This is a genomic window from Allobacillus salarius, from assembly GCF_007559425.1.
Classification (GTDB): domain Bacteria; phylum Bacillota; class Bacilli; order Bacillales; family Alkalibacillaceae; genus Allobacillus; species Allobacillus salarius.
In genome coordinates, this window is the sequence record NZ_VMHE01000001.1 from 28,323 (window position 1) to 51,505 (window position 23,183).

Annotated in this window: 27 protein-coding genes and 1 other RNA gene; 5 read left to right on the top strand and 23 right to left on the bottom strand. The window is 38.2% G+C overall.

Annotation, left to right across the window (positions count from 1 at the left end; genetic code table 11):
- Positions 1-12 precede the first annotated feature (12 nt).
- The 5 genes from tatC to FPQ13_RS00170 all read right to left on the bottom strand — a co-directional run bounded on the left by tatC (position 13) and on the right by FPQ13_RS00170 (position 2,833).
- A complete protein-coding gene (tatC, locus tag FPQ13_RS00150; RefSeq protein ID WP_144087276.1) occupies positions 13-771 on the bottom strand; it encodes a twin-arginine translocase subunit TatC in 759 nt (252 codons plus the stop codon).
- Positions 772-876: 105 nt separating this feature from the next.
- Positions 877-1,080 (bottom strand): twin-arginine translocase TatA/TatE family subunit, encoded by a 204-nt coding sequence (tatA, locus tag FPQ13_RS00155; RefSeq protein ID WP_144087277.1) that lies wholly within the window; start codon positions 1,078-1,080, stop codon positions 877-879.
- Between the two features lie 37 nt (positions 1,081-1,117).
- Positions 1,118-1,282 (bottom strand): twin-arginine translocase TatA/TatE family subunit, encoded by a 165-nt coding sequence (tatA, locus tag FPQ13_RS00160; RefSeq protein WP_144087278.1) that lies wholly within the window; start codon positions 1,280-1,282, stop codon positions 1,118-1,120.
- 100 nt (positions 1,283-1,382) lie between these two features.
- Entirely contained in the window at positions 1,383-1,862 is a 480-nt protein-coding gene (locus FPQ13_RS00165; protein ID WP_144087279.1) for a dihydrofolate reductase, read from the bottom strand.
- Between the two features lie 14 nt (positions 1,863-1,876).
- The gene (locus FPQ13_RS00170; RefSeq protein WP_144087280.1) at positions 1,877-2,833 is read right to left on the bottom strand and encodes a thymidylate synthase; all 957 of its coding nucleotides are present in this window, start codon (positions 2,831-2,833) and stop codon (positions 1,877-1,879) included.
- 185 nt (positions 2,834-3,018) lie between these two features.
- Between FPQ13_RS00170 and FPQ13_RS00175 the strand changes: the two genes are divergently transcribed.
- From FPQ13_RS00175 to FPQ13_RS00185, 3 genes are all read left to right on the top strand, one after another.
- The gene (locus FPQ13_RS00175; protein WP_144087281.1) at positions 3,019-4,050 is read left to right on the top strand and encodes a C40 family peptidase; all 1,032 of its coding nucleotides are present in this window, start codon (positions 3,019-3,021) and stop codon (positions 4,048-4,050) included.
- A 297-nt stretch (positions 4,051-4,347) separates the two neighbouring features.
- Positions 4,348-4,548: a cold-shock protein gene (locus FPQ13_RS00180; protein ID WP_144087282.1), complete on the top strand. Its 201-nt coding sequence runs from the start codon at positions 4,348-4,350 to the stop codon at positions 4,546-4,548.
- A 176-nt stretch (positions 4,549-4,724) separates the two neighbouring features.
- Positions 4,725-5,405, top strand: a complete 681-nt coding sequence (locus FPQ13_RS00185; RefSeq protein ID WP_144087283.1) for a queuosine precursor transporter — start codon at positions 4,725-4,727, stop codon at positions 5,403-5,405.
- Positions 5,406-5,466: 61 nt separating this feature from the next.
- On the opposite strand, the gene FPQ13_RS00190 is transcribed toward FPQ13_RS00185, so the two are convergent.
- The 12 genes from FPQ13_RS00190 to FPQ13_RS00240 form a co-directional block, all read right to left on the bottom strand.
- Positions 5,467-6,297 carry a sulfurtransferase gene (locus tag FPQ13_RS00190; RefSeq protein ID WP_144087284.1) on the bottom strand — a complete coding sequence of 277 codons (831 nt, stop codon included), beginning with the start codon at positions 6,295-6,297 and terminating at the stop codon, positions 5,467-5,469.
- A complete protein-coding gene (locus FPQ13_RS00195; protein ID WP_144087285.1) occupies positions 6,297-6,818 on the bottom strand; it encodes an isoprenylcysteine carboxyl methyltransferase family protein in 522 nt (173 codons plus the stop codon). The genes FPQ13_RS00190 and FPQ13_RS00195 overlap by 1 nt, the downstream gene beginning before the upstream one ends.
- Positions 6,815-7,879 (bottom strand): type III polyketide synthase, encoded by a 1,065-nt coding sequence (locus FPQ13_RS00200; protein WP_144087286.1) that lies wholly within the window; start codon positions 7,877-7,879, stop codon positions 6,815-6,817. The genes FPQ13_RS00195 and FPQ13_RS00200 overlap by 4 nt, the downstream gene beginning before the upstream one ends.
- 31 nt (positions 7,880-7,910) lie before the next feature.
- Positions 7,911-9,413, bottom strand: coding sequence for a carboxypeptidase M32 (locus FPQ13_RS00205; protein WP_144087287.1), 1,503 nt, complete (start codon positions 9,411-9,413; stop codon positions 7,911-7,913).
- Positions 9,414-9,431: 18 nt separating this feature from the next.
- Positions 9,432-10,568: a THUMP domain-containing class I SAM-dependent RNA methyltransferase gene (locus FPQ13_RS00210; RefSeq protein WP_246065281.1), complete on the bottom strand. Its 1,137-nt coding sequence runs from the start codon at positions 10,566-10,568 to the stop codon at positions 9,432-9,434.
- 59 nt (positions 10,569-10,627) lie between these two features.
- An RNA gene (gene rnpB, locus FPQ13_RS00215) (RNase P RNA component class B) lies at positions 10,628-11,014 on the bottom strand.
- Positions 11,015-11,100: 86 nt separating this feature from the next.
- Complete coding sequence (gene gpsB, locus FPQ13_RS00220) at positions 11,101-11,385, bottom strand: cell division regulator GpsB (RefSeq protein ID WP_144087288.1); 285 nt, start codon at positions 11,383-11,385, stop codon at positions 11,101-11,103.
- A 20-nt stretch (positions 11,386-11,405) separates the two neighbouring features.
- Positions 11,406-11,948, bottom strand: coding sequence for an SLOG family protein (locus FPQ13_RS00225; protein ID WP_246065283.1), 543 nt, complete (start codon positions 11,946-11,948; stop codon positions 11,406-11,408).
- Between the two features lie 64 nt (positions 11,949-12,012).
- A complete protein-coding gene (gene cdd, locus FPQ13_RS00230; RefSeq protein WP_144087290.1) occupies positions 12,013-12,426 on the bottom strand; it encodes a cytidine deaminase in 414 nt (137 codons plus the stop codon).
- Positions 12,427-12,462: 36 nt separating this feature from the next.
- Entirely contained in the window at positions 12,463-12,816 is a 354-nt protein-coding gene (locus tag FPQ13_RS00235) for a DUF1798 family protein (RefSeq protein WP_186279491.1), read from the bottom strand.
- 60 nt (positions 12,817-12,876) lie between these two features.
- Positions 12,877-13,005 carry a hypothetical protein gene (locus tag FPQ13_RS13895; RefSeq protein ID WP_281281160.1) on the bottom strand — a complete coding sequence of 43 codons (129 nt, stop codon included), beginning with the start codon at positions 13,003-13,005 and terminating at the stop codon, positions 12,877-12,879.
- Positions 13,006-13,113: 108 nt separating this feature from the next.
- On the bottom strand, positions 13,114-14,076 hold the full coding sequence (locus FPQ13_RS00240) for a DUF2515 family protein (RefSeq protein ID WP_144087292.1): 963 nt from the start codon (positions 14,074-14,076) through the stop codon (positions 13,114-13,116).
- Positions 14,077-14,300: 224 nt separating this feature from the next.
- On the opposite strand from FPQ13_RS00240, the gene recU reads away from it, so the two are divergent.
- Together recU and FPQ13_RS00250 are read left to right on the top strand one after the other, a co-directional pair.
- The gene (gene recU, locus FPQ13_RS00245) at positions 14,301-14,906 is read left to right on the top strand and encodes a Holliday junction resolvase RecU (RefSeq protein WP_144087293.1); all 606 of its coding nucleotides are present in this window, start codon (positions 14,301-14,303) and stop codon (positions 14,904-14,906) included.
- A 2-nt stretch (positions 14,907-14,908) separates the two neighbouring features.
- Entirely contained in the window at positions 14,909-17,590 is a 2,682-nt protein-coding gene (locus tag FPQ13_RS00250; RefSeq protein WP_144087294.1) for a transglycosylase domain-containing protein, read from the top strand.
- A gap of 222 nt (positions 17,591-17,812) precedes the next feature.
- Here FPQ13_RS00250 and nth read toward each other — a convergent pair whose 3' ends face one another.
- From nth to FPQ13_RS00280, 6 genes are all read right to left on the bottom strand, one after another.
- Positions 17,813-18,478 (bottom strand): endonuclease III, encoded by a 666-nt coding sequence (nth, locus tag FPQ13_RS00255; protein ID WP_144087295.1) that lies wholly within the window; start codon positions 18,476-18,478, stop codon positions 17,813-17,815.
- Between the two features lie 13 nt (positions 18,479-18,491).
- Positions 18,492-19,154, bottom strand: coding sequence for a DnaD domain protein (locus FPQ13_RS00260; protein WP_186279492.1), 663 nt, complete (start codon positions 19,152-19,154; stop codon positions 18,492-18,494).
- Positions 19,155-19,291: 137 nt separating this feature from the next.
- Positions 19,292-20,584: an asparagine--tRNA ligase gene (gene asnS, locus FPQ13_RS00265; RefSeq protein WP_144087297.1), complete on the bottom strand. Its 1,293-nt coding sequence runs from the start codon at positions 20,582-20,584 to the stop codon at positions 19,292-19,294.
- Between the two features lie 14 nt (positions 20,585-20,598).
- Positions 20,599-21,786 carry a pyridoxal phosphate-dependent aminotransferase gene (locus FPQ13_RS00270; RefSeq protein ID WP_144087298.1) on the bottom strand — a complete coding sequence of 396 codons (1,188 nt, stop codon included), beginning with the start codon at positions 21,784-21,786 and terminating at the stop codon, positions 20,599-20,601.
- A 30-nt stretch (positions 21,787-21,816) separates the two neighbouring features.
- Complete coding sequence (locus FPQ13_RS00275) at positions 21,817-22,323, bottom strand: cell wall elongation regulator TseB-like domain-containing protein (RefSeq protein ID WP_144087299.1); 507 nt, start codon at positions 22,321-22,323, stop codon at positions 21,817-21,819.
- Positions 22,324-22,425: 102 nt separating this feature from the next.
- Positions 22,426-23,172 carry a hypothetical protein gene (locus FPQ13_RS00280; RefSeq protein ID WP_144087300.1) on the bottom strand — a complete coding sequence of 249 codons (747 nt, stop codon included), beginning with the start codon at positions 23,170-23,172 and terminating at the stop codon, positions 22,426-22,428.
- Positions 23,173-23,183: the final 11 nt, after the last annotated feature.

The window sequence follows — 23,183 nt, forward strand, 5'->3', positions numbered from 1 at the left end:
TACTCACCTACGTTATTCATCAGTATCTGTATAAAGTGCTTTCAAATGTTTCATTCTTCTTCGATAAACGATACCGGACATGAATATCGCAATCTCATATAACAAAATTAGCGGCCCAGCAACAAGTAACTGTAACACGAAATCTGGGGGAGATAACATTGCCCCTAGAATAACAAGAATTAAATAAGCATACTTCCTTGTCTTCTTCATTACTTGTGGATCTAAAATACCTAAACTCGTCAGAAACATAGCAATTAAAGGTACTTCAAAAAAGAGAGCAAAAGGGATTGTTGTTTGCATTATGAATTTAAAGTAGTTTTTGGCTGTGTACATCTCTTGCACGACGCCTTCACTTAAATCCAATAGAAAATGCAAGATTAAATCTTTAATAAAAAAGAACCCAAACGCTAAACCTAATACGAATAAAAGGAACATTGCTGGAATGTACATCAAGCTCACTTTACGTTCCTTTTTCGTCAACCCTGGACTTATGAATAACCATAATTGCAAACCAAAAAAAGGCAAGGTGATCATCAGTCCTGCCATCGTAGCAATCATAATGTAGACCCAAATAATTTCAAATGGGCTCAAAATTGTGAGCTGAAAGGGTACATCACCTTCAACATAAAAATAGATATCTTTTGCGAAATAGAATCCGAGACCAAAAAAAACAATGAATACACCTAGAGAAATGAATAATCTTTTTCTCAATTCCCCTAGATGACTTGTCCAATGCATATCATCTGGAATAGTTTGTGTGTTTTTTGCCATATCTTTCACCCTTCTAACGACAAAGCTTACAATTTCGACCTGATAAAAAAAGTTTTATGAACAAAAGAAGATGTAAGGGGTTCCTTACACCTTCCAGTTCCCAACTTATAATTGATCTTTTTGATTCGTATCTTTTTGATCTTTTGATGAAGAATCATCATTCACTAAATCGTTTGTTGCTTTTTTGAATTCTTTCAAGGTACTACCGAAGGCTTTACCGATCTCCGGAAGCTTGGAAGGTCCAAATACCAACAACGCAACAATCAGAATTAAAATCAAGCCAGGAATACCAATTCCTCCAAGTGACATAGCGTTCACCTCGCGATGATAAATTAGTTTATTTTAATTAACGATGATGGTCCTTTTCATCTTCTTTTTCATTTTTTGTGGAATTTTTGAATTCCTTCAATGTTTGTCCAAATGCTTTACCTAACTCAGGCAGCTTTTTGGGACCAAACAATACAAGTAGAATCAATACAATTAATATCAATCCTGGAATCCCTATATGCACGGCTTACACCTGCCATTTCTTCATCTGTTACCTTCTTATTTTCACCGATTTGGGGAAATATTGCAAACATAAGCTTCATTTTTTACAAAATATTCATGGTTTATTTTCGTTCGTATACATAAAAATCATGTTCGTGTTTATTTTTTTCATCAACAATACCTTTTTGATTGGACACTTCCTCCCAGTGATTCCAATTGACTTTTGGGAAATAGGTATCTCCTTCAAATGTTTCATGGATGATTGTGACATACATTCGGTCAACAAAGTCAATTGCCTTCTCGAATAGCTGTGCTCCACCAATGATAATGATTTCATCATGATCATTAAATCGTTCAAGCTCGTCCCATGAATGAATGATAGTACATCCTTCTTGTTGGTAGTTTTCATCCCTTGTCATAATAATATTCTCTCTATTCGGTAAGGGTCTACCAATGGACTCAAACGTCTTTCGTCCCATTACGATTGGTTTGCCAGTAGTCACTTTTTTGAAATATTTTAGATCGTTCGGTAGATGCCATGGCATACCATTTTGATAGCCAATGACCTGATTTTCATCAAATGCAACCATTAATGAATACATGTTGTAATCACTCCTTAAACAGCGACAGGTGCTTTAATTGGTGGGTGTGGTTGATAGTCCTTAATTTGAATATCCTCTACATCAAAATCGAAAATATGTTGTTTATCTTGATTTAAAGCCAACGTTGGTCCCGCTTTTGGCGTACGGGAAAGCAGCGTTTTCACTTGTTCGAAATGGTTATGGTAAATATGAGCATCTCCAATTGTATGAATAAATTCACCGACCTCAAGGTTACATTCATGCGCGACAAGGTGAGTCAATAACGCGTAACTTGCAATATTAAATGGGATGCCAAGGAAAACATCGCCACTTCTTTGGTAGAGCTGACAAGAGAGTTTTCCATCATCTACATAGAACTGAAATAATGTATGACAAGGCGGTAAAGCCATTGATGGCACATCGATTGGATTCCATGCAGAAACAATTAACCTTCTTGATTGAGGGTTCTGTTTAATTTGTTCAATCACTTGCTTTAGTTGATCGACTGTTTCATCCGCCGGTCCACGCCAGTCTCGCCACTGTTTTCCATATACGTCTCCTAGCTCACCAAAGCGACGAGCAAATGCATCATCCGTTAAAATGTTTTCTTTGAAGATTGCTAACTGTTCTTCATACTGTTTTTTAAACACGCCGTCCTTCTGTGACCGGATACCGAAATCCGTCATGTCTGGTCCGTCATATTCATCACTTTCCACCCAGGACTTAAACGCCCATTCGTTCCATATGTTGTTGTTATGTTCCAATAAATATCGAATATTTGTATCACCTTTAATAAACCAAAGCAATTCACTGACAATTAACCGAAGAGGCACCTTCTTAGTTGTCAATAATGGAAAGTTTTCTTTTAGATCAAAGCGCATTTGATAACCGAAGATCGACCTAGTACCTGTTTTTGTTCGATCATCTCGATCAGAGCCATTTTCCATTACTTGCTTGCATAAATTTAAATAAGCTTGCTCATTTTTATTCAACGCACATGCCTCCCTACCTGTTTCTTATTCATATTGTACCTAACATTGCACATGGATGGTAGAGAAAATCCGCAGAGGTTAATAATTTTAATATGACAATCATATAACAAATGAGTAATATTCGAATAAATATTCTAGCCCATTCATAAAAGTTGTAATATCAAAGTGCAAAGGGTGATGAAAAGATGTTACGCAAAAAAAGAGGAAGACCAATGTTGTTGGGAACCGTTGCTGGAAGTTTGGCCATCAGTTCACCCCTCATCCTTCATGTGCCCGTTGACGCTCAGACGAAAGAACAGTTATCAGAGCTGAAACAATTAAAGTATGGAGACCATGAACAAGCGGTTGTTGAATTGCAACGAAAATTAAAAGTACTTAGACATTATCAAGGCGAGTTTACACCGAACTATAATATTTTGACTGAGCATGCTGTAAAGAGCTTTCAATCAGAACACGCTCTTGAGGTTAGCGGTGAAGTGAATGATGAAACTATTCTTGCTTTGGAAGATGAAATGGATCAACATCATCACGAATCTATTCGGCGCCACGCTGAAAAAATAACATATGGTGAACAGTCCAATCGGGTTAAGAACGTTCAACGAGCTCTGAAATACTTCGGTTATTATGAATTTACGATTGATGGAATTGCCGGAGTGAAAACAAGAGAAGCGTTGGCCAGTTATGGGAACATCGAAGGCTTCGATTTGGCACTGGATACAATGCGTACACCTGAACCGACTGTTCAGCAAGTAGAATCTCCCAATAGGTCGACCAACAGGCAGCAAGTGACACAACTGAGTTCTTCACCAAAGAAGAAAGAACAATCCGTTACAAAAGTAAAAACGACGCAAACGCAAGCGAGCCATGCTTCCGTTATGGCAACAGCTCAAACTTATATTGGAACACCTTATGTGTGGGGTGGTGAAACACCTACAGGATTTGATTGTAGTGGATTTTTACAATATGTATATAAACAGCATGGGATTTCACTGCCAAGAACAGTCAGTGCCATTTGGAATTCCTCACAATCCGTCGTTCAACCGAGCATTGGTGATTTAGTGTTTTTTGAAACATATCAGCCAGGACCATCACATGCCGGCATTTATCTTGGTAACGGGAAGTTTATTCATGCAGGTGCTTCATCGGGCGTCACGATCAGTCATTTAGAAAATAACTATTGGAAATCGCGGTATCTCGGTGCTAAATCGGTTCGTTAGCAATACAAAGGATCACCGGTTCATCTTTTGAATTGGATGATCCTTTATTGTGCATACAACTCTTGCTTACTTCTTTTTCTGCGTTGATTTATGGCTATAATGCTATTGCTTGACGCTAAACTGACTATTCAGTATACTGGAAGTGCAATAAAGATGTGAAGGTTTTAGGCTTTTCTGGCAAGGATTTGATGGATTTCAGATGGTGAATCATTAATCTTGCGAACGAATGAGTCACTTTACATGATTATTGTGAATATCACACACCATCAGGTGAAAGTTTTTAGGAGGATTTATTTAATGGAAAACGGCGTAGTAAAATGGTTTAATGCTGAAAAAGGTTATGGATTCATTCAAGTTGAAGGTGGAGACGATGTATTCGTACACTACTCTGCAATTCAAGAAGAAGGATTCAAAACATTGGATGAAGGTCAAGACGTTGAATTTGAGATTGTGGAAGGCGACCGCGGACCACAAGCAGCTAACGTAACTAAAAAATAATAAACAAAAATATATACTGGTCAAGCCTGTTGTAGGTTTGGCCAGTTTTCTTTTTGTGTAAAACATAAAACTTATGAATTAGCTATTGTTTATTTCCTGAATTTTTATTATGCTTAAAGTTGTCTTTAAACGCAGTTCGCAAAATCCTGCGCAATCAAAACTAAGGAGTGATTTGAATGTCAAACGAATTATTATGGTTAATTTTTGCATTGACCAATTTTTTGATGGTCATATTGATCTACCGTATTTTTGGAAAAAACGGTTTGATTGTCTGGATAGGTATGTCAACTGTACTCGCAAATATGCAAGTGTTAAAAACGGTTGAATTATTTGGTGTAATCGCGACATTAGGTAATATCCTTTATGGGACGATCTTTCTCGCAACAGACATCATTAACGAAAAATACGGTAAAGCTGAAGCACGGAAAGCAGTATGGTTAGGTTTTTATACATTGGTTACGATGACCATTGTTATGCAATTTGCCTTGCTATTTCAACCACATGAATCAGATGTTGCCCATGAAGCACTTTCTGATATTTTCAATCTTGTTCCACAAGTGGCGGTCGGCAGTTTACTGGCATATATCGTCAGTCAAAACATTGATGTCGTTATCTTCGCGAAGCTGAAGGAAAAATTTGCAGGAACGAAATTTTTATGGGTACGTAATAACTTAAGTACAATGATCAGTCAGTTGATTGATACGACAATCTTCTCGGTTATTGCATTTTGGCACTTTCTTACGACGGATATCAGTGTGTGGCTCTCAATCTTCATCTCAACTTATGTCATTAAATTTCTTGTTTCAGCGCTGGACACGCCGTTTATGTATTTGGCTAAAAAAATCCATAAACAATAATGAAAAAAGGATGCTACAAGTCAGTTTGACGGGTAGTCATCCTTTTTTATATTGATTAATCTTATACTTCTTTATCGACTGGATTTTCATCGTTAGAAATCCAGTCACTGAAACTTCCTGGATAAAGCTTTACATTGGTATAACCCGCTTGCTGTAAGGCTAAGACGTTCGGTGTTGCTGTTACACCAGAACCGCAGTAAACGATGACTTCTTTATTTTGGTCGATCCCTTGGAAATGTTTTTCAATATCCGGCTGGCTTTTTAATTGACCTTCTTCAAAAAGTTGTGACCAATCATAATTCAGAGCGCCTGGAATATGCCCTGCTTTATGATCAATTGGTTCAACTTTTCCTTTATATCTTTCCGCGTTTCGTGAATCAATTAAAATCACATCTTCATTTGTTAACTTCTGCTTCACTTCATTTTGATCGGCCATCAACTTTTCGTTCACTTGAAATTCTCCGTATTCAACAGGTGTTTTTTCAACCGTACCTTTTTCAGTAGGAAAATCACGATACTTCCATGCCGGGAAACCCCCATTTAATATGAAAATGCTTGAATGACCCATTGCCATTAGCATCCAATACATTCGAGAAGCAAATGCATGGTTATCATCATAAATAATGACTTCGGTATTCCTGTCAATTCCTCGATCACCTAATTTTTGAGCAAATGCACCCCACTCTGGAAGTGGATGTCTGCCTCCGACTCGATGCTCATGTACTGGATCACTGAGGTCACTATCTAAATTGAAATAAATTGCACCGGGTATATGAGCTGCACGATAATCTGATTCTCCTTTAGATGGGTCTTGTAAGTCGAAGCGGCAGTCTACAAACTGGACGGTTGAGTCTTTCCATTTTTGATAAGCCTCATCAACTGAAATAAACATTACCATCCTCCCCTTCCCTCGTTATATTTTTCTAGAGCTCTGTTCTCCATTGGAATTCGTTTAGACATTAGTCCAATGTGTAAGATAGGGAATATAATTGCTGACCAATAAGCATGAAATAATAATGAAATGACGATAAATTCAAAGAACACAATCCAATAATTAGGATGCTTCACTACGCAAAAAAGCCCTTTATTTACTAGTTTTGCGCCAGGCAGTACAATGACTTTTGTATTCCAGAATCGCCCCATCGTTTGCAGTAACCAAAAACGCAAAAGCTGTAACAAGATAAAACATATAAACCATATGACAGATAAAGTAGCTTGCAGTTGATGGTGGTTATACGCTTCAATAAGCAAAGCCAGGAAGAACAGCGTGTGTACCCATACGATCAGTTTATAATAAGGATCTTGTATCTCTATCGCACCTTGTGCTTTCTGATATTTTTCATTCGACTTGGCGTGTCGTAACTCAAGAAGTCGTTGTAGAATGAGATAAAACCAGATTCCGAGATAAATCATTTTATACGCTCCAATAAAAGCATTTCAGATGAGAACCCCGGTCCTAATGCGGTCACTAGGTTCTTACCTTCTTTTTTGGAGGTTTCTTCATTCAAAAATGCTTCCAATACAAAAAGGACGGTTGCTGAAGACATATTTCCGTATTGCTGTAGAATGGTTGAAGAAAGTAGAACATTTTGATGTTCATATAGCAGTTCTTCAATATTTTTAAGTATTTTTTTACCGCCCGGATGAGCGATCATCTGATTGATATCCCTTAATTCAACGCTGTTACCAGAAAGAAAATCATCTAAGTGGTCTTTCCAAAATGTATTCACAAGTTCGGGTATTTCACGGGAAAAGATGACGTGAAACCCATCATCCTTTACATCCCATCCCATAAGATCCATAGAGTTTTTCTTTATTCTCGAACTGGAGGCGGTCAATTGAAACTGTAAGCTGCCTTCAATAGAAGGGTGATTCGCTCCCAACAGTAATACAGCTCCCGCTCCATCTGAAAATATAGCTGCACCGACAATATCTTTAGGTGTTAAGTCATCTGGATGAAAAGCGACACTCGCCAATTCGGTAGCAACTAATAAAACCGATTTAGTTGGATACGCTTTCAAATAATCGTACGCACGAGACAGCCCACTGGCGCCACCTGCACAACCTAATCCAAATAAAGGAAGGCGTGTAATCCGGTTGTTCAAATCTAACCGGTTGATGAGCTCAGCGTCTAAGGTGGGTGTTAAAATGCCTGTACTATTGACCGTTATGATTGCATCAATATCAGCTAGCTGTATCTGTCTTTGGTTGTTCATACAGTTGGTTACGGCTTCATAAGCAAGTTGAACTCCGTGTTCTTCGTATAATTTGTTCCGTTCTTGAAACGATCTTCGTTTTTTAAAAAAAGAAGGATGAACAACGAAATGGCGTTTACTGATATCCGCTTGGTCAAACACGTTTAAAAAACGACGTAATCGCCGATCTGATACAAAGGAACTAATAAAGTTTTTTGCATCCTCTTGTGTTAATTGCTGTTCGGGAACAGCTGTACCAATCGAATGAATCATAGCCATTTTGGTGTTCCTCCTTCATTTCATGACTGATTTAAGAAAGAGAAATTCCATAGATATCTGAATACTTGTTTGTTAAGTATTCGACAAGATATTGATGGTTTAACCCTTCTCCTGTTACGTCTTTCAGTAAATCGAGAGGTTCTTTCATGCTGCCATGCTTGTGAATATGTTTATTTAACCATTCTTTGATCTTTTTGAGTTCATTTTGTTCGATTGCTTGTTCTATATTTACTTCTTTTTCAAGTGTATGTTTAAACTGGGCTCCATACATATAACCCAATGCATAAGAAGGAAAATAGCCAAAGTCTCCACCAGCCCAATGAATGTCTTGTAACACGCCTTCACGAGCTGTGGATGGTTCTGTTCCTAAGTAATCTTTCATTTTCTCATTCCAAATGCCTGGTAAATCTTTTACGTTTAAATCACCATTCAGTAAGCCTTTTTCAATTTCATATCGAAGCATAATATGTAATGCGTAAGTCATTTCATCTGCTTCAATTCGAATAAACGATGGTTTCACTTCATTAATTGCTCGATAAAACTCTTTTGGTGTAAGGTTTTTAAAAGATTCAGGAGCATACGTTAAAAACGTCGAGTAATTCGTGTTCCAAAATGCTTTACTTCTTCCAATAAAGTTTTCCCAAAATAATGATTGTGATTCATGTATTCCCATTGAAGTTGCTGAGCAAACCGGTAATCCGTAAAGCTTAGGATCAAATCCCTGCTCATACAAAGCGTGTCCGCCTTCATGAATGGTTCCGAATACAGCTGTCCGGAAATCCAATTCATCATAATTTGTCGTCACCCGAACGTCTTGCGGATTGATTCCAATCGCAAAAGGGTGAACAGTTTCATCCAATCTTCCTGCTTCGAAATCATACCCCATTTGATCCAGTACATGTAAGGCAAATGCCTCTTGCTTTTCTTTCGGGAATTGAACGGTAATTTGATCGATCTGTGGTTTGAAAGATGAAGCTTTCACTTGTTCAATTAGACGAGATAAATCTTTTTGTAGCTTCGGAAACACACCATCTAACGTATCGACAGTCATGCCCGGTTCATAATGTTTTAAATGTGCATTATAAATATGGCCTTCATAACCCCAATAATCCGCAAACAGAATATTATAATCGACGATTTTTTCTAAATAAGGCTGAAACATAGAATAGTCGTCTTTTTCCTTTGCTTCTTGCCAAACCGATTCGGATTCAGAAGTGAATTGAACGAACGCTTTGAATTCTTCGACAGGTATTTTATGATGAAAATCATATTCACGTTGAACGAGCTCAATCGATCGTCGGATATAAGGATTTTCAGAAAGGCGTAGTTCATCAATGAATTCTTTCATTCGATCGGACGTCTGTAATTGATGAAGCCTTTCTGACAAATAAGATAATGTTTCGGAACGTTGTTTAATGCCTTTTCTAGGTGCTTTTGTTCGAAGGTCCCAAGCAATTAATTTGCTGGCTTCCATGTAATGTGAAATCTTTTTATATTCATCCAAAAATGATTGTTCTTTTTTTGTGAATTCCATTGTTTAAGCACCTGCTTCCTACTTTGGTTTTCGTCCAAAATATTGATAATAATCCGTTCGAATAAATCCATTAAATAGTTTTCTTTTCTTCGTCGCTTTTTTGCCGTATAACTGTTCAAAATTTTCGTTCGAAGTTAATAGATAAACACTCCAGGTCGGATGATCATGCATAATATTCCCTATGGATTGGTACATTTTCTCTACTTCCTTCTTCTCACCAATCCGGTCACCATAAGGCGGATTTCCGATCAAGTAACCACCTTCAGTTCTAGGTTTAAAATCCTCTACCCGCATTTGTTTAAACTGAATTAAATCTCCTAGTCCAGCTTCTAATGCATTCTGCTCGGAAATTTGAATGGCTTTCGGGTCTAAATCACTGCCTTGAATGTCCAATGGTTGATCATAATTGGCTAAGTCCTCAGCTTCTTCCAAAGCCCGCTCCCAAATATCTTGTGGTAGTGTATTCCATTCTTCAGCGGCAAAGCTGCGATTAAATCCAGGGGCGATATTTTGACCGATTAAAGCAGCTTCTATCGGAATTGTTCCAGATCCGGCGAATGGGTCGACAAACGTCCGATCCGGTCGCCAATTCGTCAATTGAATTAAAGCGGCCGCCAATGTTTCTTTAAGAGGTGCTTCCACTTGGTCTATGCGGTAGCCTCTCTTATGCAATCCAGCTCCAGAGGCATCCAGCGATAAAGTGACTTCGTCCTTCAAAATAGAAACTTCCACTTTATACCGGGGTCCTGTTTCAGGTAATGCGGTATAGATCTTCTTTCGTTCTTGAATTTTTTTCACAATTGCTTTTTTAACAATTCGTTGACTATCCGGTACCGAATAGAGTTTTGATTTGTGCGATTTACCTACAACATGTATAAATCCTTCTTCTTCAATCCATTCATGCCATGGTAGCTCAAATGTCTGGTCAAAGAGTTCTTCAAACGAAAAAGCGGAAAATTGCCCTATCATAATTTTAATACGATCGGCAGTTCGCAACCAAATGTTCGATCGGGCGATTCCTGCTAAATCGGATTCAAATATGACACGGCCATTTTCCGTTTGAATGTTTACATATCCTAGTTGTTTAATTTCTTCTTTGACAAGACCTTCGAGCCCCATTGCTGCTGTAGCAATCAATGTTACATTGTCTTTCAAAAGTATTCATTCCCTTCGAGGGCTCCAACTCTATGTATTAAAAAATTGACCGATAAATGCTACATAAGCCATGTTCTGTTCCTTTGTACTGCAAACGGTGGTCAGCCTCGTACTCCGGTGTAACCATCTATCTGCAAACTTGTCTAACAAGTTTGCCTCTATGCTAGGTTGAATTCCCTGCAATAGAGCGCCCCTACCTTATTTTGGGTTTCTCACTCGAGGGGTTTACCGCGTTCCACCTTGATTGTTTCCAATCAAGCTCGTCTCTGTGGCACTTTAAAGGGTTATGGACCATATCCGTTGAGGACGTAGGTCGAAACCCTGCCGTCAGCGATCATTCGCTGCCTTGACTTATTGTTTCGTCAAGCACGAACACTACAAGCATCTCAGCTTGTGTGAGCATGGACTTTCCTCTCGCAAACATGTACGAGCGGTTACTTGAGCATTTATCTTATTTAGTTTAGTACGTCTATTATAACATAGTAAGAAGGGCCAGTATAAGTAATTTGCTGGAAATTCATCCTTGGTAGTCTTAGTATTTTTTACCGAACACAGCTTTTTCAAGGTTCGACAAACGTTGTAGCACATCAGCATTCACTTGGGAACGTGGCATTGAGCCAGTTTGTGCGTTTGTTGAGCTCGCTTGTGTCAGTCGGCTCACTTCTTCTTTCAGACGCGAAATTTCTTTTTGGAACTGTTCATAATCTTGAATGACAACATCTAAGAACTCGTCCACTTCGTCTTGGTTGTAGCCTCGCATTGTTGTTTTAAATTCTTTATCCAGTATTTCCTGTGACGTTAAATTAATTCCTCTCATTTTCCATTCACCTCCACAATCTATAACTCATTCATCTCTCTAGCTACATCTTCTAATATAAAAGAAGAAATAACATCCATTTCATACATATGATTTTGTTGGTATGTTCTTGCCAAATCCTCAAAATATTTCGGTGAACCCCCGTATTCCTCTTCATAAACGAGGATACAAGCGTCAGTTTTTTCGATAAACCATTTATCCTTGATGACATATTGCCGAGGGTGCTCGTATGGTTTGTTCATTAAAGGTTGATAAAAATCAGCCTGCTTAATCATTTGATAATATTTTTCCTGAACGGGCTCTTTCCATACCTTCTCTTGTTCCGTAAACGGTGGAACAATCGCTACATGAATGGTATATGTTTCTTTTAGTTCTTGAATGAGATCAAATGCCCATGTTTCCACTCCTGGTTGTCCAGAAAGAAGTACCCATTCAACACCCTCATCCAGAAAGCGCAAAAGTGAGCGTTTAATGGCTTCTTTAACAACGAGAATTTTCTCATCTTTGTCATCTCGGATATTCAATTCGTATGGTTTATAACCTGTTATGGTAATTGCATTCATCGTCATAATATCAGTATATCAAAAAATGAGCTAGATTTCTCTAGCTCATTTGACATAATTCTATCTATTTTTTACTTTGACCTGATTCGAGGTCTGTAGTATTAAATGAATAAGGCAATAAACGTTCAAGTATCGTTTCTTCAATGTCACCAGTTCGATTCGCCATATGGATTGGCGTATCCGGTGAAAAGAATTCAGCCATTACTTGCCTACATGAGCCACACGGCGCGACAGGTCGGTCGGTGTTTGCGATGACAGCAAGTTGTTCGAAATCTCTCTCACCTTCTGAAACAGCTTTGAAAATCGCTACTCGCTCTGCGCAACAGCTAACTGGATAAGCAGCATTCTCGATATTACACCCTTGGTATACTTTGCCGTTTTTTGTTACGACAGCTGCACCAACTGGGAACTTTGAGTAAGGAACATAAGCTTTGTCCAACATTTCTTTAGCTAGGTCCATTAATTGATCTCGTTTCATTTCGTTTCTCCCTTCTCATAAATTTTATGCTCAAAATTACTGAGCGTCAAAATGATTTAATACCAAATCGAAATTGTATAAAACCGAATGATATAGCTCCATGAACCTCTTTCTTCTAACGTCATGAAAATAACTATGTAAAATCATAATCTCGAGGTTATCTTTGGTATTTGTAATTTGATTTGGAAAAATCGGGAGTTTGTGAACGAGTTCATGCGCATCTGTCTCCCACTTTTCAATTTGTTCGAAAAGCGGATAAGTTTCTTTTTTAACAATAGCAAAGTCATCATAGTCTTTGCGATTAAACTTTCTACCTTCCGAATATTGATGAAGTAAGTTCTCGAGTAAATTTTCTTTTAGATCTTTTGTGAACGCGATAAATTCTTCCATGATCTCACCTACCAGTGATGATAATGTACCATGAAAAAGTCTATCGCGCCAATGATTCATCTATTTTTTGACTTGTGGTTTTGAAAAGAAACGGTTTTCTAATATCGTCAACTCTTTTTCCAATCGCCCTAGTGATTTTAATAGTAATTCCTTTCGAACGTGGTCTTCTTTAATAATCGGTTTTTTCATCATTGGCGTCCTCCTTTGTATTCGCTTAGCTATACGATTACACGCCATCATAAGAAACTCCTTCAAGCCTGACAAAACTAGAAAAATACCGACAAAGAATCTGTTGAACTACTTTTTCTCTGCAAAGGCATCCTTCGCCTTTTCGATTGTATTCGTCAAATTTTCCAATGCAGCTCGCTTGGCATAAAATTGTTCGCCGATTGTTTTGATTTCTTTTGTTGAGACATCTTTGAACCAGCGTTTTTGAACTCTTTTCTGGTCATGCCAATCCGTCCGTCTTTCTATTAACTGATGTTTTGTATTAGCGAAAGCTTGATCTAGCGTTGGCGTCTCAATACACTTTTCGTTTAAGAATTGCTCGTACTCTGTTCTGCTCCCTGTTACTTCAATTTGATCTGCAAAAGCCTTGAATAATGGGTAGTGATTCGAATCGAATAATATGGAAGCAATTTTCTTTCCGAATTGGATGCGCTTTGTCACTTGTTTGAAACGTGGAACAAAGTCGCCGTAAAGGTCGCCTTTTAATGTCGGTAATAGCACGGCATTCATATGAAAAATCGATTGGAGATGATATGGAATGCGGCGGAACACCTTCTTTTGATAAGGTTCATTCTCAATAATCGGGTGCTGAATTAAGTTTTGCTCATTAATGATTTGGGCATATAATAGTTGATTCAAATCTTTTTTCTTATAAAATTCATACCACATCTTTTCCATGAAAGCCGAGACATGAAAGTGTTTCAATAGAAAAAACATCGGTCTTCTTTGTTCTACGGAAAGCTGATAAATGAGTAATTGAGGATAAGCATCTTGGAAGATATACCAATTCGCACTTTCATAAGTTAAATAAAGGGATTTCAATTCGCGCTTTGACAATAGATTTTGGTATGTTTCCGTAGATAAGTCTGTCATATTCCATCCTGCATTCCGAGAAACAAAGCTCGCCAAAAATGCCCACTGTATATTCGGGTTACGCTCGTAAAAGTCCAAGTAGGCTTTTGTTCTAGATACATTATCGATATTGTGTTTTTCTGTTTGCTCCTTGATATAGTGAATCCATAGCTGAACCATGTATCTCTTCCTTTATGTGTTTTTTATACAGTATGTACAAAGGAGCCTGAACAAAAACATTGGATTTGATATATTACAATGGTCGCATTAGGAAGCTACTCTATTGTTTGGTAAAATGGATAGAAAACACACGTTTGATAAAATAAGATTTAACGATATTGTTAAATAACAGCAATCATAGTTCTGATACAATGAAATAAGGCTTTCATGAAAGGAAGGTAATGATGAATTATCCAAATGGAAAAAAAGCCACCAATCCATCGGCAATCAATCGCTCAAAAAACGTATTGAATACATACGGGAATCGCGGGATGACCCTCGAAAATGAAATTGTCGAAACGAATAAGTTTTATTTAGAAACAAATATTGCTGTCATTCATAAAAAACCAACACCTATTCAAGTCGTACAAGTCGACTATCCGAAACGTAGTGCAGCAACCATTAAAGAAGCCTATTATCGTAGGCCTTCAACGACAGACTTCAATGGATTGTATAAAGGCAGATATGTTGACTTTGAAGCAAAAGAAACGAATAATAAGACGTCTTTGCCATTCTCTAATATTCATGAACACCAAGTAGAACATATGCGACGAGTCGATCAACATGGGGGTATTTGTTTTTTCATTATCCGATTTAAACCATTAAATGAAACTTTTCTGTTGCCAATACGTCCATTTATACGGGCATGGGACACAGAATTTGATGGGAAACGTAAATCCCTTCCCTATAACTTTATAAAAGATAACGGTTTTGAAATTCCTTTTAGATTACAAGCAAAGGTTGACTACATCAAAGTCATCGAGAAGGTATACATTAACGGAGGAGATTGATTATGAGTCAAGAAACAAAAAGTCGAAAGGCTAAGAAACAACAAAATAAAAAGAAGAAAAAATTTAGTTGGAAAAAATTATTCATCAGCTTATTGATTGTCGGTTTGCTAGGTACTGTGGTTGTTGTCGCGGTCGCAATCTCATTCATTAGCGATGCACCAAGCTTGGATGCGGAACAATTAGAAGATCCACTCTCGACAACAATAGTTGATCGAAACGGTGAATTTGTAGCCGAATTAGGTGCCGAAAAACGACGTAAGATTACCTATGAAGATTTGTCTCCATTAATGGAAGACGCTGTCTTGGCTACTGAGGATGTGCGATTTTGGGATCATAGTGGAATTGATTTCAGACGTACAGCCGCTGCGGTACTTGCGAACATTACCGACGGCTTCGGTTCACAAGGCGGAAGTACGATTACGCAACAAGTGGTCAAAAATGCCTTTTTAACGAAAGATAAAAAAATTAAACGAAAAGTCCAAGAGCAATACTTGGCGATTCAATTAGAAAAAGAATATTCAAAACAACAAATCTTAATGATGTACTTAAATAAAATCTACTATGGAAATGGGCTTTATGGTGTTGCGAAAGCTTCCGAAGCTTATTTTGGTAAAAAAGACTTGGGAGAGTTGACGATTGCTGAAGCGGCATTACTTGCTGGAATTCCACAGCGCCCTTCTGCTTATGATCCAGTCAAGAATCCAGATTTAGCGGAAGAACGCCGAAATACAGTGCTCAACTTAATGGTTCATCATGGAAAAATTACGGAAGCACAAGCTGAAGAAGCAAAACAAGTCAAAGTGGCTGACATGATTCAAGACGATTATGAAACAGAAATACCTTATGATTCATTCATCGAACAAGTCGTACGTGAAACGGAAGATGAATTAGGTGATGATGTCGATATCTTCGCATCTGGCCTAACCATTCATACGACGCTCGACCGTTCTGCTCAGGAACAAGTCGAATACTTGTTAAGTGACGAGTCACCTGTCACCTTCCCTGATGACGAAATGGAAGCTGGAATTGCTGCAATTGATACGAAAACAGGTGAAATTCTTGCCATCGGTGGTGGCCGAAATAAAAAAGATGGTATTGGGGCTGGCTTTAACTTTGCATTGAATTCAAAGCGACAGCCAGGTTCTGCTATTAAACCAATATTGGACTTTGGTCCTGCCATTGAACATTTAAAATGGTCAACGTACCATCAAATGAATGATGAGCCAATATCTTTCCCAGGTAAAGATGAGCCAATTAGTAACGCAGGTCGAGGTTATCATGGCTGGATGACAATGCGTGAAGCTTTGTATCAATCCTATAATACGACAGCATATAAAGCGTTTGATGAAGTTGGAGCTGGAAAAGCAGCTGAGTTTGCTGAAGGTTTAGGTATGGAATTGCCGGACTCACTCGTTCCTTCTGATTCAATCGGCGGTGGAGATTTGCATACAAACCCACTGGAGATGGCTGGAGCTTTTGCAGCGTTTGGTAATGAAGGAATATACAATGAGCCTCACTCAGTCAAAAAAGTTGTTATGAGTGATGGAGAAGAAATTGAAATCAATCCAGAGTCTCGTGCAGCGATGTCTGATTACACAGCTTATATGATTACAGATATGTTAAAGGATGTACCTAGAATCGGTACTGGTGCAAGATACACCAATGTAAACATTCCTGTTGCAGCGAAAACAGGTACAACGAATAAAGACCGTGATTCCTGGTTGGTTGGGTATTCAACGAACTTTACTATTTCTGTGTGGGGTGGTTACGATGATGAGAGTCCAATTCCGGACAAATCAATTCCACAACGATTGTTCAGTCAATTGATGAACCACATGTCTGAAGGCGTCGAAACAGCTGATTTTGTAAGACCGAGCTCTGTCGTAGAAGTTGCGGTCGAAAAAGGTTCTCGTCCAGCAAAACTGGCTAGTGATTACACACCATCTGACCAAATCGTTACAGAGTTATTCGTCAAAGGACATGAACCAACTGAAACATCTGACACTTATGTTGAAATGGATCCTGTATCCAACTTCCAGGCAGTTTATGAGGAAGAAGATCAACTCGTTAACTTGTTCTGGGAGCATCCATTACTTGGTGATTCTGATCGAGATATCGATGTTGAATTTGAATTAAGTGTCTCTGTAGATGGTAGTGACATGCAATCTGTTACAACGACCTCTGAGACAGAATTTACATTCGATGAGATTGAACCAGGGTCTACCTATTCGTTTGAACTCGTTGCGATTGATGCCAATAATAGTGAAAACCAAAGTGATCCTGTCACTACCTCGGTAGAGATTCCTGCAGAAGAGGAAGAAGAACCTGAGGAAGAAGAGGAAGAATCAGAAGAAGACAGCGAAGAAGATAACGAAGAAGAAAATGAAGGCAACGACGGAAATGGCAACAATGGAAATGGTAACAATGGAAATGGTAACAATGACGATAATAACACTGGAAACAATAATGACGGTGGCGATAATTCTGCCAACGACTCGGGTGGCCAAGGCCAAGGAAACGATGAAGGTCAAGGTGACGAAGAAGAACAAAGTGGAACTGGTGGAGATGGCTCCACTGGAAGTGATTCTGGTGATGATTCCGATAATGAAGAAGAATCAGATGATACATCAGACTCTTCTTCATCAACCAATAAACCTTCGGAAAATCAAGATAACGCCGCATAATTAGATTTAAAAAAGACATTGAGATTTCGCTCTCAATGTCTTTTTTTTGATAGTTTATTTACGTGCTACTCCCTGAGTTTATGTCTTCAAGGTTACCATGCATTTCTTCAACGTTAATTAGCAGAGTTTCAACATTCATTTTCAATTCTTCAACATTAATCTAAAGTCATCAACATATGTAAAGCCAGCTTTTCAAAAGAAGCTGGCGATTGCTTAGTTCAGTTACGTTTTCGAAATGACTTCCCTCTTCTTCATTCGCTTTTTCCCTTCCCTACAAAGCTCCAACAAAGGACACTCAGGACAGTTTGGTGACTTTGCTCTACAATGATAGCGCCCAAAGAAAATCATTCGATGATGTGTATCGCTCCATTCTTCCTCTGGAATTTTACGCATCAATGTTTTTTCTACTTCAAGTACAGAGTCCTTCCATCGACAAATGCCTAAACGCTTTGAAACTCGTTCGACATGTGTATCAACGGCTATTGCTGGCTTGCCAAAAGCGACAGACATTACGACGTTTGCCGTTTTTCTACCTACACCAGCTAACCCAATTAATTGATCATAATCATTCGGTACTTCCCCATTATGTTTCGCTATTAAATCTTCGGATAGTTTACGTATATTTTTCGCTTTACTTCTAAATAGACCGATTCGTCGGATATCGTTTTCCAATTCCTCTAACGGAACATTTAAATAATCTTCCGGTGACTTATACTTCTTGAATAAATCCGGCGTTACTTTATTAATGAGTGCATCAGTCGCTTGTGCTGATAAAACGACAGCAATTAATAATTCAAATTCGTTTGAATGAGTCAATTCACACTCAGCATCCGGAAACATATCCTCAAATGTATCTAGAACGACTCTTATTTGTTTTTTGTTCAGCAAGGCTTATTCCCCCCTACTCTTCTAACCAATTGTAATAGACGGATGTGTCTCGTTTTTCTTTTGGTTTTTCTTGCATCGGTTCTCTCGCTTGGTTCATGTCGGCAGAACTTCGTATACCTCTCTTCTTCCATTCGGCTAAAATCCGATCAATATAGCGAAAGTTCATTTTACCCATTAAGACTGCTTCTCGTAGAGCTGCTTTAATTAATGCTGGTTTAAATTGATCTTGGTCAAGCCAGTGGCTGACAGTTTCAATTTCTATTGGAGAAAGAGCACGGCCGAATTCTTGCTCAAATAGCCCGAACAGTTTCCCCTCTTCCTTCTTTTCTTGGTCTTTTGTAGAGGAAGTATCTTCATATAATTTGTTGAACAGAGGCTCTAGAGAGTACCATTCATGTACCATGCGTTGCTCATCTTCTATTTGTTCAATACGTAAATAACCGTTGTTTTTTAGCTTTTTTAAAATATTAGCTACTTCATGTGGTGATAGTTGCATATTTTCGGAGATGAAATCAAATGAAGGTAATAGATCGCCTTGTTGCTGTAACGTAATGAGTTGCAAAATAACAATGACATCTTGTTCCGCTAAATCAAGCTTTCGATAGGAGCGTATTAACTCAGTCGGTACACTAATTTGATGCATCATCATTTTTTGATAAGAAAATGGTATATCCAAAAACGATCCCTCTTTTCTAGGTCGTTCATATTTTTTATTGTGTTTAAAGTAAGAATTAGACCGTAAAGTATATGAATAAAAAACAGATGACGATATCTTAAAAAGATGACCCAATATAAATTGAGTCATCTACTTTCTTAAGGATACAGTCGGTTTAACAAGCGTGGGAATGGAATCGTTTCACGGATATGTTCTGTTCCAGAAATCCATGCTACTGTCCGTTCTAAGCCAAGTCCAAATCCGGAATGCGGAACACTTCCATATTCACGTAGCTGCAAATACCACTCATATGCAGGACCTTCAAGCCCGTGTTCTTCATAGCGTTTTTTCATTAATTCATAGTCATATATTCTTTCAGAACCACCGATGATTTCACCATATCCTTCAGGAGCAATCAAATCAGCACAAAGTGCGACTTTCTCGTTAGTTGGATCTGGTTGCATATAAAACGCTTTAATTTCCGTCGGGAAATGAGTGATGAATACTGGTTGATCATGTGCTTCCGCAATCGCTGTCTCATGTGGAGCACCAAAATCATCGCCCCAATCAATATCTTCAAATCCTTCTTTTTTCAAGAATTCAATAGCCTCATCATACGTAATTCGAGGAAATGGCGCTTTTATTTTCTTTAATTGTTCCTTATCTCGTTCTAATACATCTAATTCCATATCACAATTTTTCAAAACAGATTGAACTAGGTGCTGTACGTAATTCTCTTGAATGACTAAGCTATCATCATGGTCCATGAAAGCCATTTCTGGTTCAATCATCCAAAATTCAATTAAATGGCGTCGTGTTTTAGATTTTTCTGCACGGAATGTCGGACCGAATGAGAATACTTTTCCTAATGCCATTGCAGCAGCTTCTAAGTAAAGCTGGCCACTTTGGGATAAGTAGGCATCTTCATCAAAATATTTTGTATGAAATAATTCCGTCGTTCCTTCTGCAGAAGCTCCCGTTAAAATTGGCGGATCAATTTTGACGAAGCCTTCATCATTGAAAAATTCGTATGTTGCACGGATAATTTCATTTCTAATCTTCATAATGGCATGTTGTTTCTTGGAACGTAACCATAGATGGCGATGATCCATTAAGAATTCAGGTCCGTGTTCTTTTGGTGTAATTGGATAATCATGAGCTTCCTGAATGATCTCAAAGCCTGATACTTGTAGTTCATAGCCAAGAGGGCTACGGTCGTCCTTAACAACTTCACCAGTTACATAAAGAGAACTCTCTTGGTTCAGATGTTTCGCTTGTTCGAATAATTCTTCACCTACAACAGACTTTACAATAACACCTTGAATAAATCCTGTTCCATCACGGAGCTGTAAAAATGCAATTTTTCCACTAGAACGTTTATTATGAAGCCAGACACCAATCGTTACCGATTCATTTACATGCTTGCCAACTTCTGCGATTGTTGTTTTCATTAATTACTTCCTCCTTAATTCAACGAATGCTTTTTGACAAAGCGAGCGATTCGTTTAGCTGCTTCTTCTAAGTTTTCCAGTGACGTTGCGTATGAAAGACGGATATTTTCTGGCGAGCCAAAGCCAGAACCAGGAACGACAGCCACTTTTTCTTCCTCTAGCAATTGCTTCACCCATTCATCCGTTGAATCAAAAGGTGAATTTGCTACAACTTCAGATATGTTCGGGAACAAATAAAATGCACCTTTAGGCTTTACGCATGAAATCCCAGGAATTTCAGACATCCATTCATGTAATTTGTTCAGTCGTTCTTCGAAGGCATCTTTCATTTCATTGAGTTTATGCTGATCCATCGAGTATGCGCCAATTGCAGCAAACTGCGAAATGGTTGTCGGATTGGATGTCGAATGAGATGACAAGTTACTCATCGCTTGAATAATTTGTCGATTTCCAGCGGCATATCCAATACGCCAACCTGTCATGGCATGTGACTTACTAACCCCATTAATGACAACGGTATTTTCTTTTAATTCGTCTGATAACTGTGCAATCGATACATGTTCGTCAGATCCATAAATCAACTTCTCATAGATTTCATCTGAAACAATAATTAGATCATGTTTAAGCGCAACTTCTCCAAGTGCCTTTAATTCTTCCTGTGTATAAAGAGTACCAGTAGGGTTTGAAGGCGAATTTAAAATAACAGCCTTCGTGTAATCCGTTATCGAATTTTCCAGCTGCTCTGGTGTAATTTTAAAATCATTTTCTTCTGAAGCTTTTACATAGACGGGCTGCCCTTCTGCTAACTTCACTTGTTCTGGATAACTGACCCAATAAGGAACAGGAATAACGACCTCGTCACCACGGTTCAGTAACACTTGAAACAGATTATACAAAGCATGCTTGGCACCAGTCGTTACGATAATTTCCTCTTCCGTATACGACAATCCCTGATCATCCTGTAATTTCTTGATGATTGCTTGTTTTAAAGCAGGGATTCCACCAGCAGGCGTATAAGTTGTTTTCCCTTCATCCATCGCTTTTTTGGCGACATTTAAAATGTCTTCCGGTGTGTTGAAATCAGGTTCTCCAGCTCCAAGGCCAATGACATCATGACCTTCTTCTTTTAATGCTTTCGCTTTCGATGTAATAGCTAAAGTTGTTGATGGGGTCAGTGCTTGAACGCGATCAGCTAATTCCATATGTAACACCACTCCTTCATTTCGATTTCGTTAATTTCTTTGGAACGAGATTGAATCATAAATTTCCCCGTCACTAAAGGAGAAATTTTGAAAGTAATATTGCTCACTTGTTGTATAGATGATTTCCCAAATGAATCGACCTTTTATAATTCCGGGTGATATAGACACGAGCTCACAATTCGTGCATTGAGAAGACCACTGATTGAGCATTTCTTCTTTTGTTAAGCCTTCTTCTTGTTCGAGTAATTTTATATCATCTACATTTTCTGTTTTCGGTACGAACACATAATAAGCTTTACCTTCGTTATTTTCACCTAAGTAAACAAAATAAGATGATTCACCATTGAATTCAAATGATTCATCTACTGACTCAATTGGGCTGTGTTCAAGAGCAATCGCTGCTACCTGTTCAATGTGATCGTTATGATCACCCTTTGTATTATAAGATGTAATCATCAAAATACTGAAAAGAGCAACCAAAGACAAAACAATCAACAGAACAATTCCGATGACAATATACCTTTTCTTAATTTGCATTCTGTGGAACCTACCTTGCATTTTTCTTTAGACTTTAAGCACACTGTTCATTATAACAGTAAACAACAAAATTTTTCATTGTTTTCATCCAAATTTCATCGGCTATCGTCTGACAAGGAAGATTCGATAAGGATTATTCCCTAGTTCGATGTGAACAGATAGTTTATTCGTTAAAAAGAATGCCTCAATCCACTCTTTCGAAAATACATCATTCAGTAATCTCATTTGTTCTTTCTTAGCTTTTTCTTGAATCACAGCGACACGTGGATCCAACTGATCCAAAAAACTGATATCTAGGTCCTTTTCATAAATATACGAAGGAATATACACAATCGTCGCACGGTCGCTGTTGTGTTTGACTGATGAAGTTTCATACCAATAGGCAGAAAAATTACTCCGTTTTAGCTCTAGGTTTCCTGCTTTACCCTGTTTAGAAGGATAATGCTTTACTTGGTAATGATCTGTGAGTTGAACTGATTTTTCTTTCGATAAATCGGTTACCTCGATACCTTTTTGATCGATGGTGCATGACGGTGAGTTTCCTGGTAGGATCAGTTGGTCAATTAAATACTTTTTTGCCAAAAATGTTAAATTCCCACAATTATGTTCATCAATTTTCGTAATGATAATGCCTCGGATATTGTAATCGTTCCATCGGCCTAATTGATCAAGAATCTGTTGACGGTCAACCTCATGCCCCGTATTGAACAAGTATATATCCGTTTCGTCTACTTTCAGGAAGGCGATATTGCCTTCATTCAACGGATAGTAAATTAATTCATCGTTCTGATCCGTTTGAAAAAGCGGAAAAGAAGTCATGCCGATTAATAGAGCAAGAATGATTTTCAATGGCTTCACCT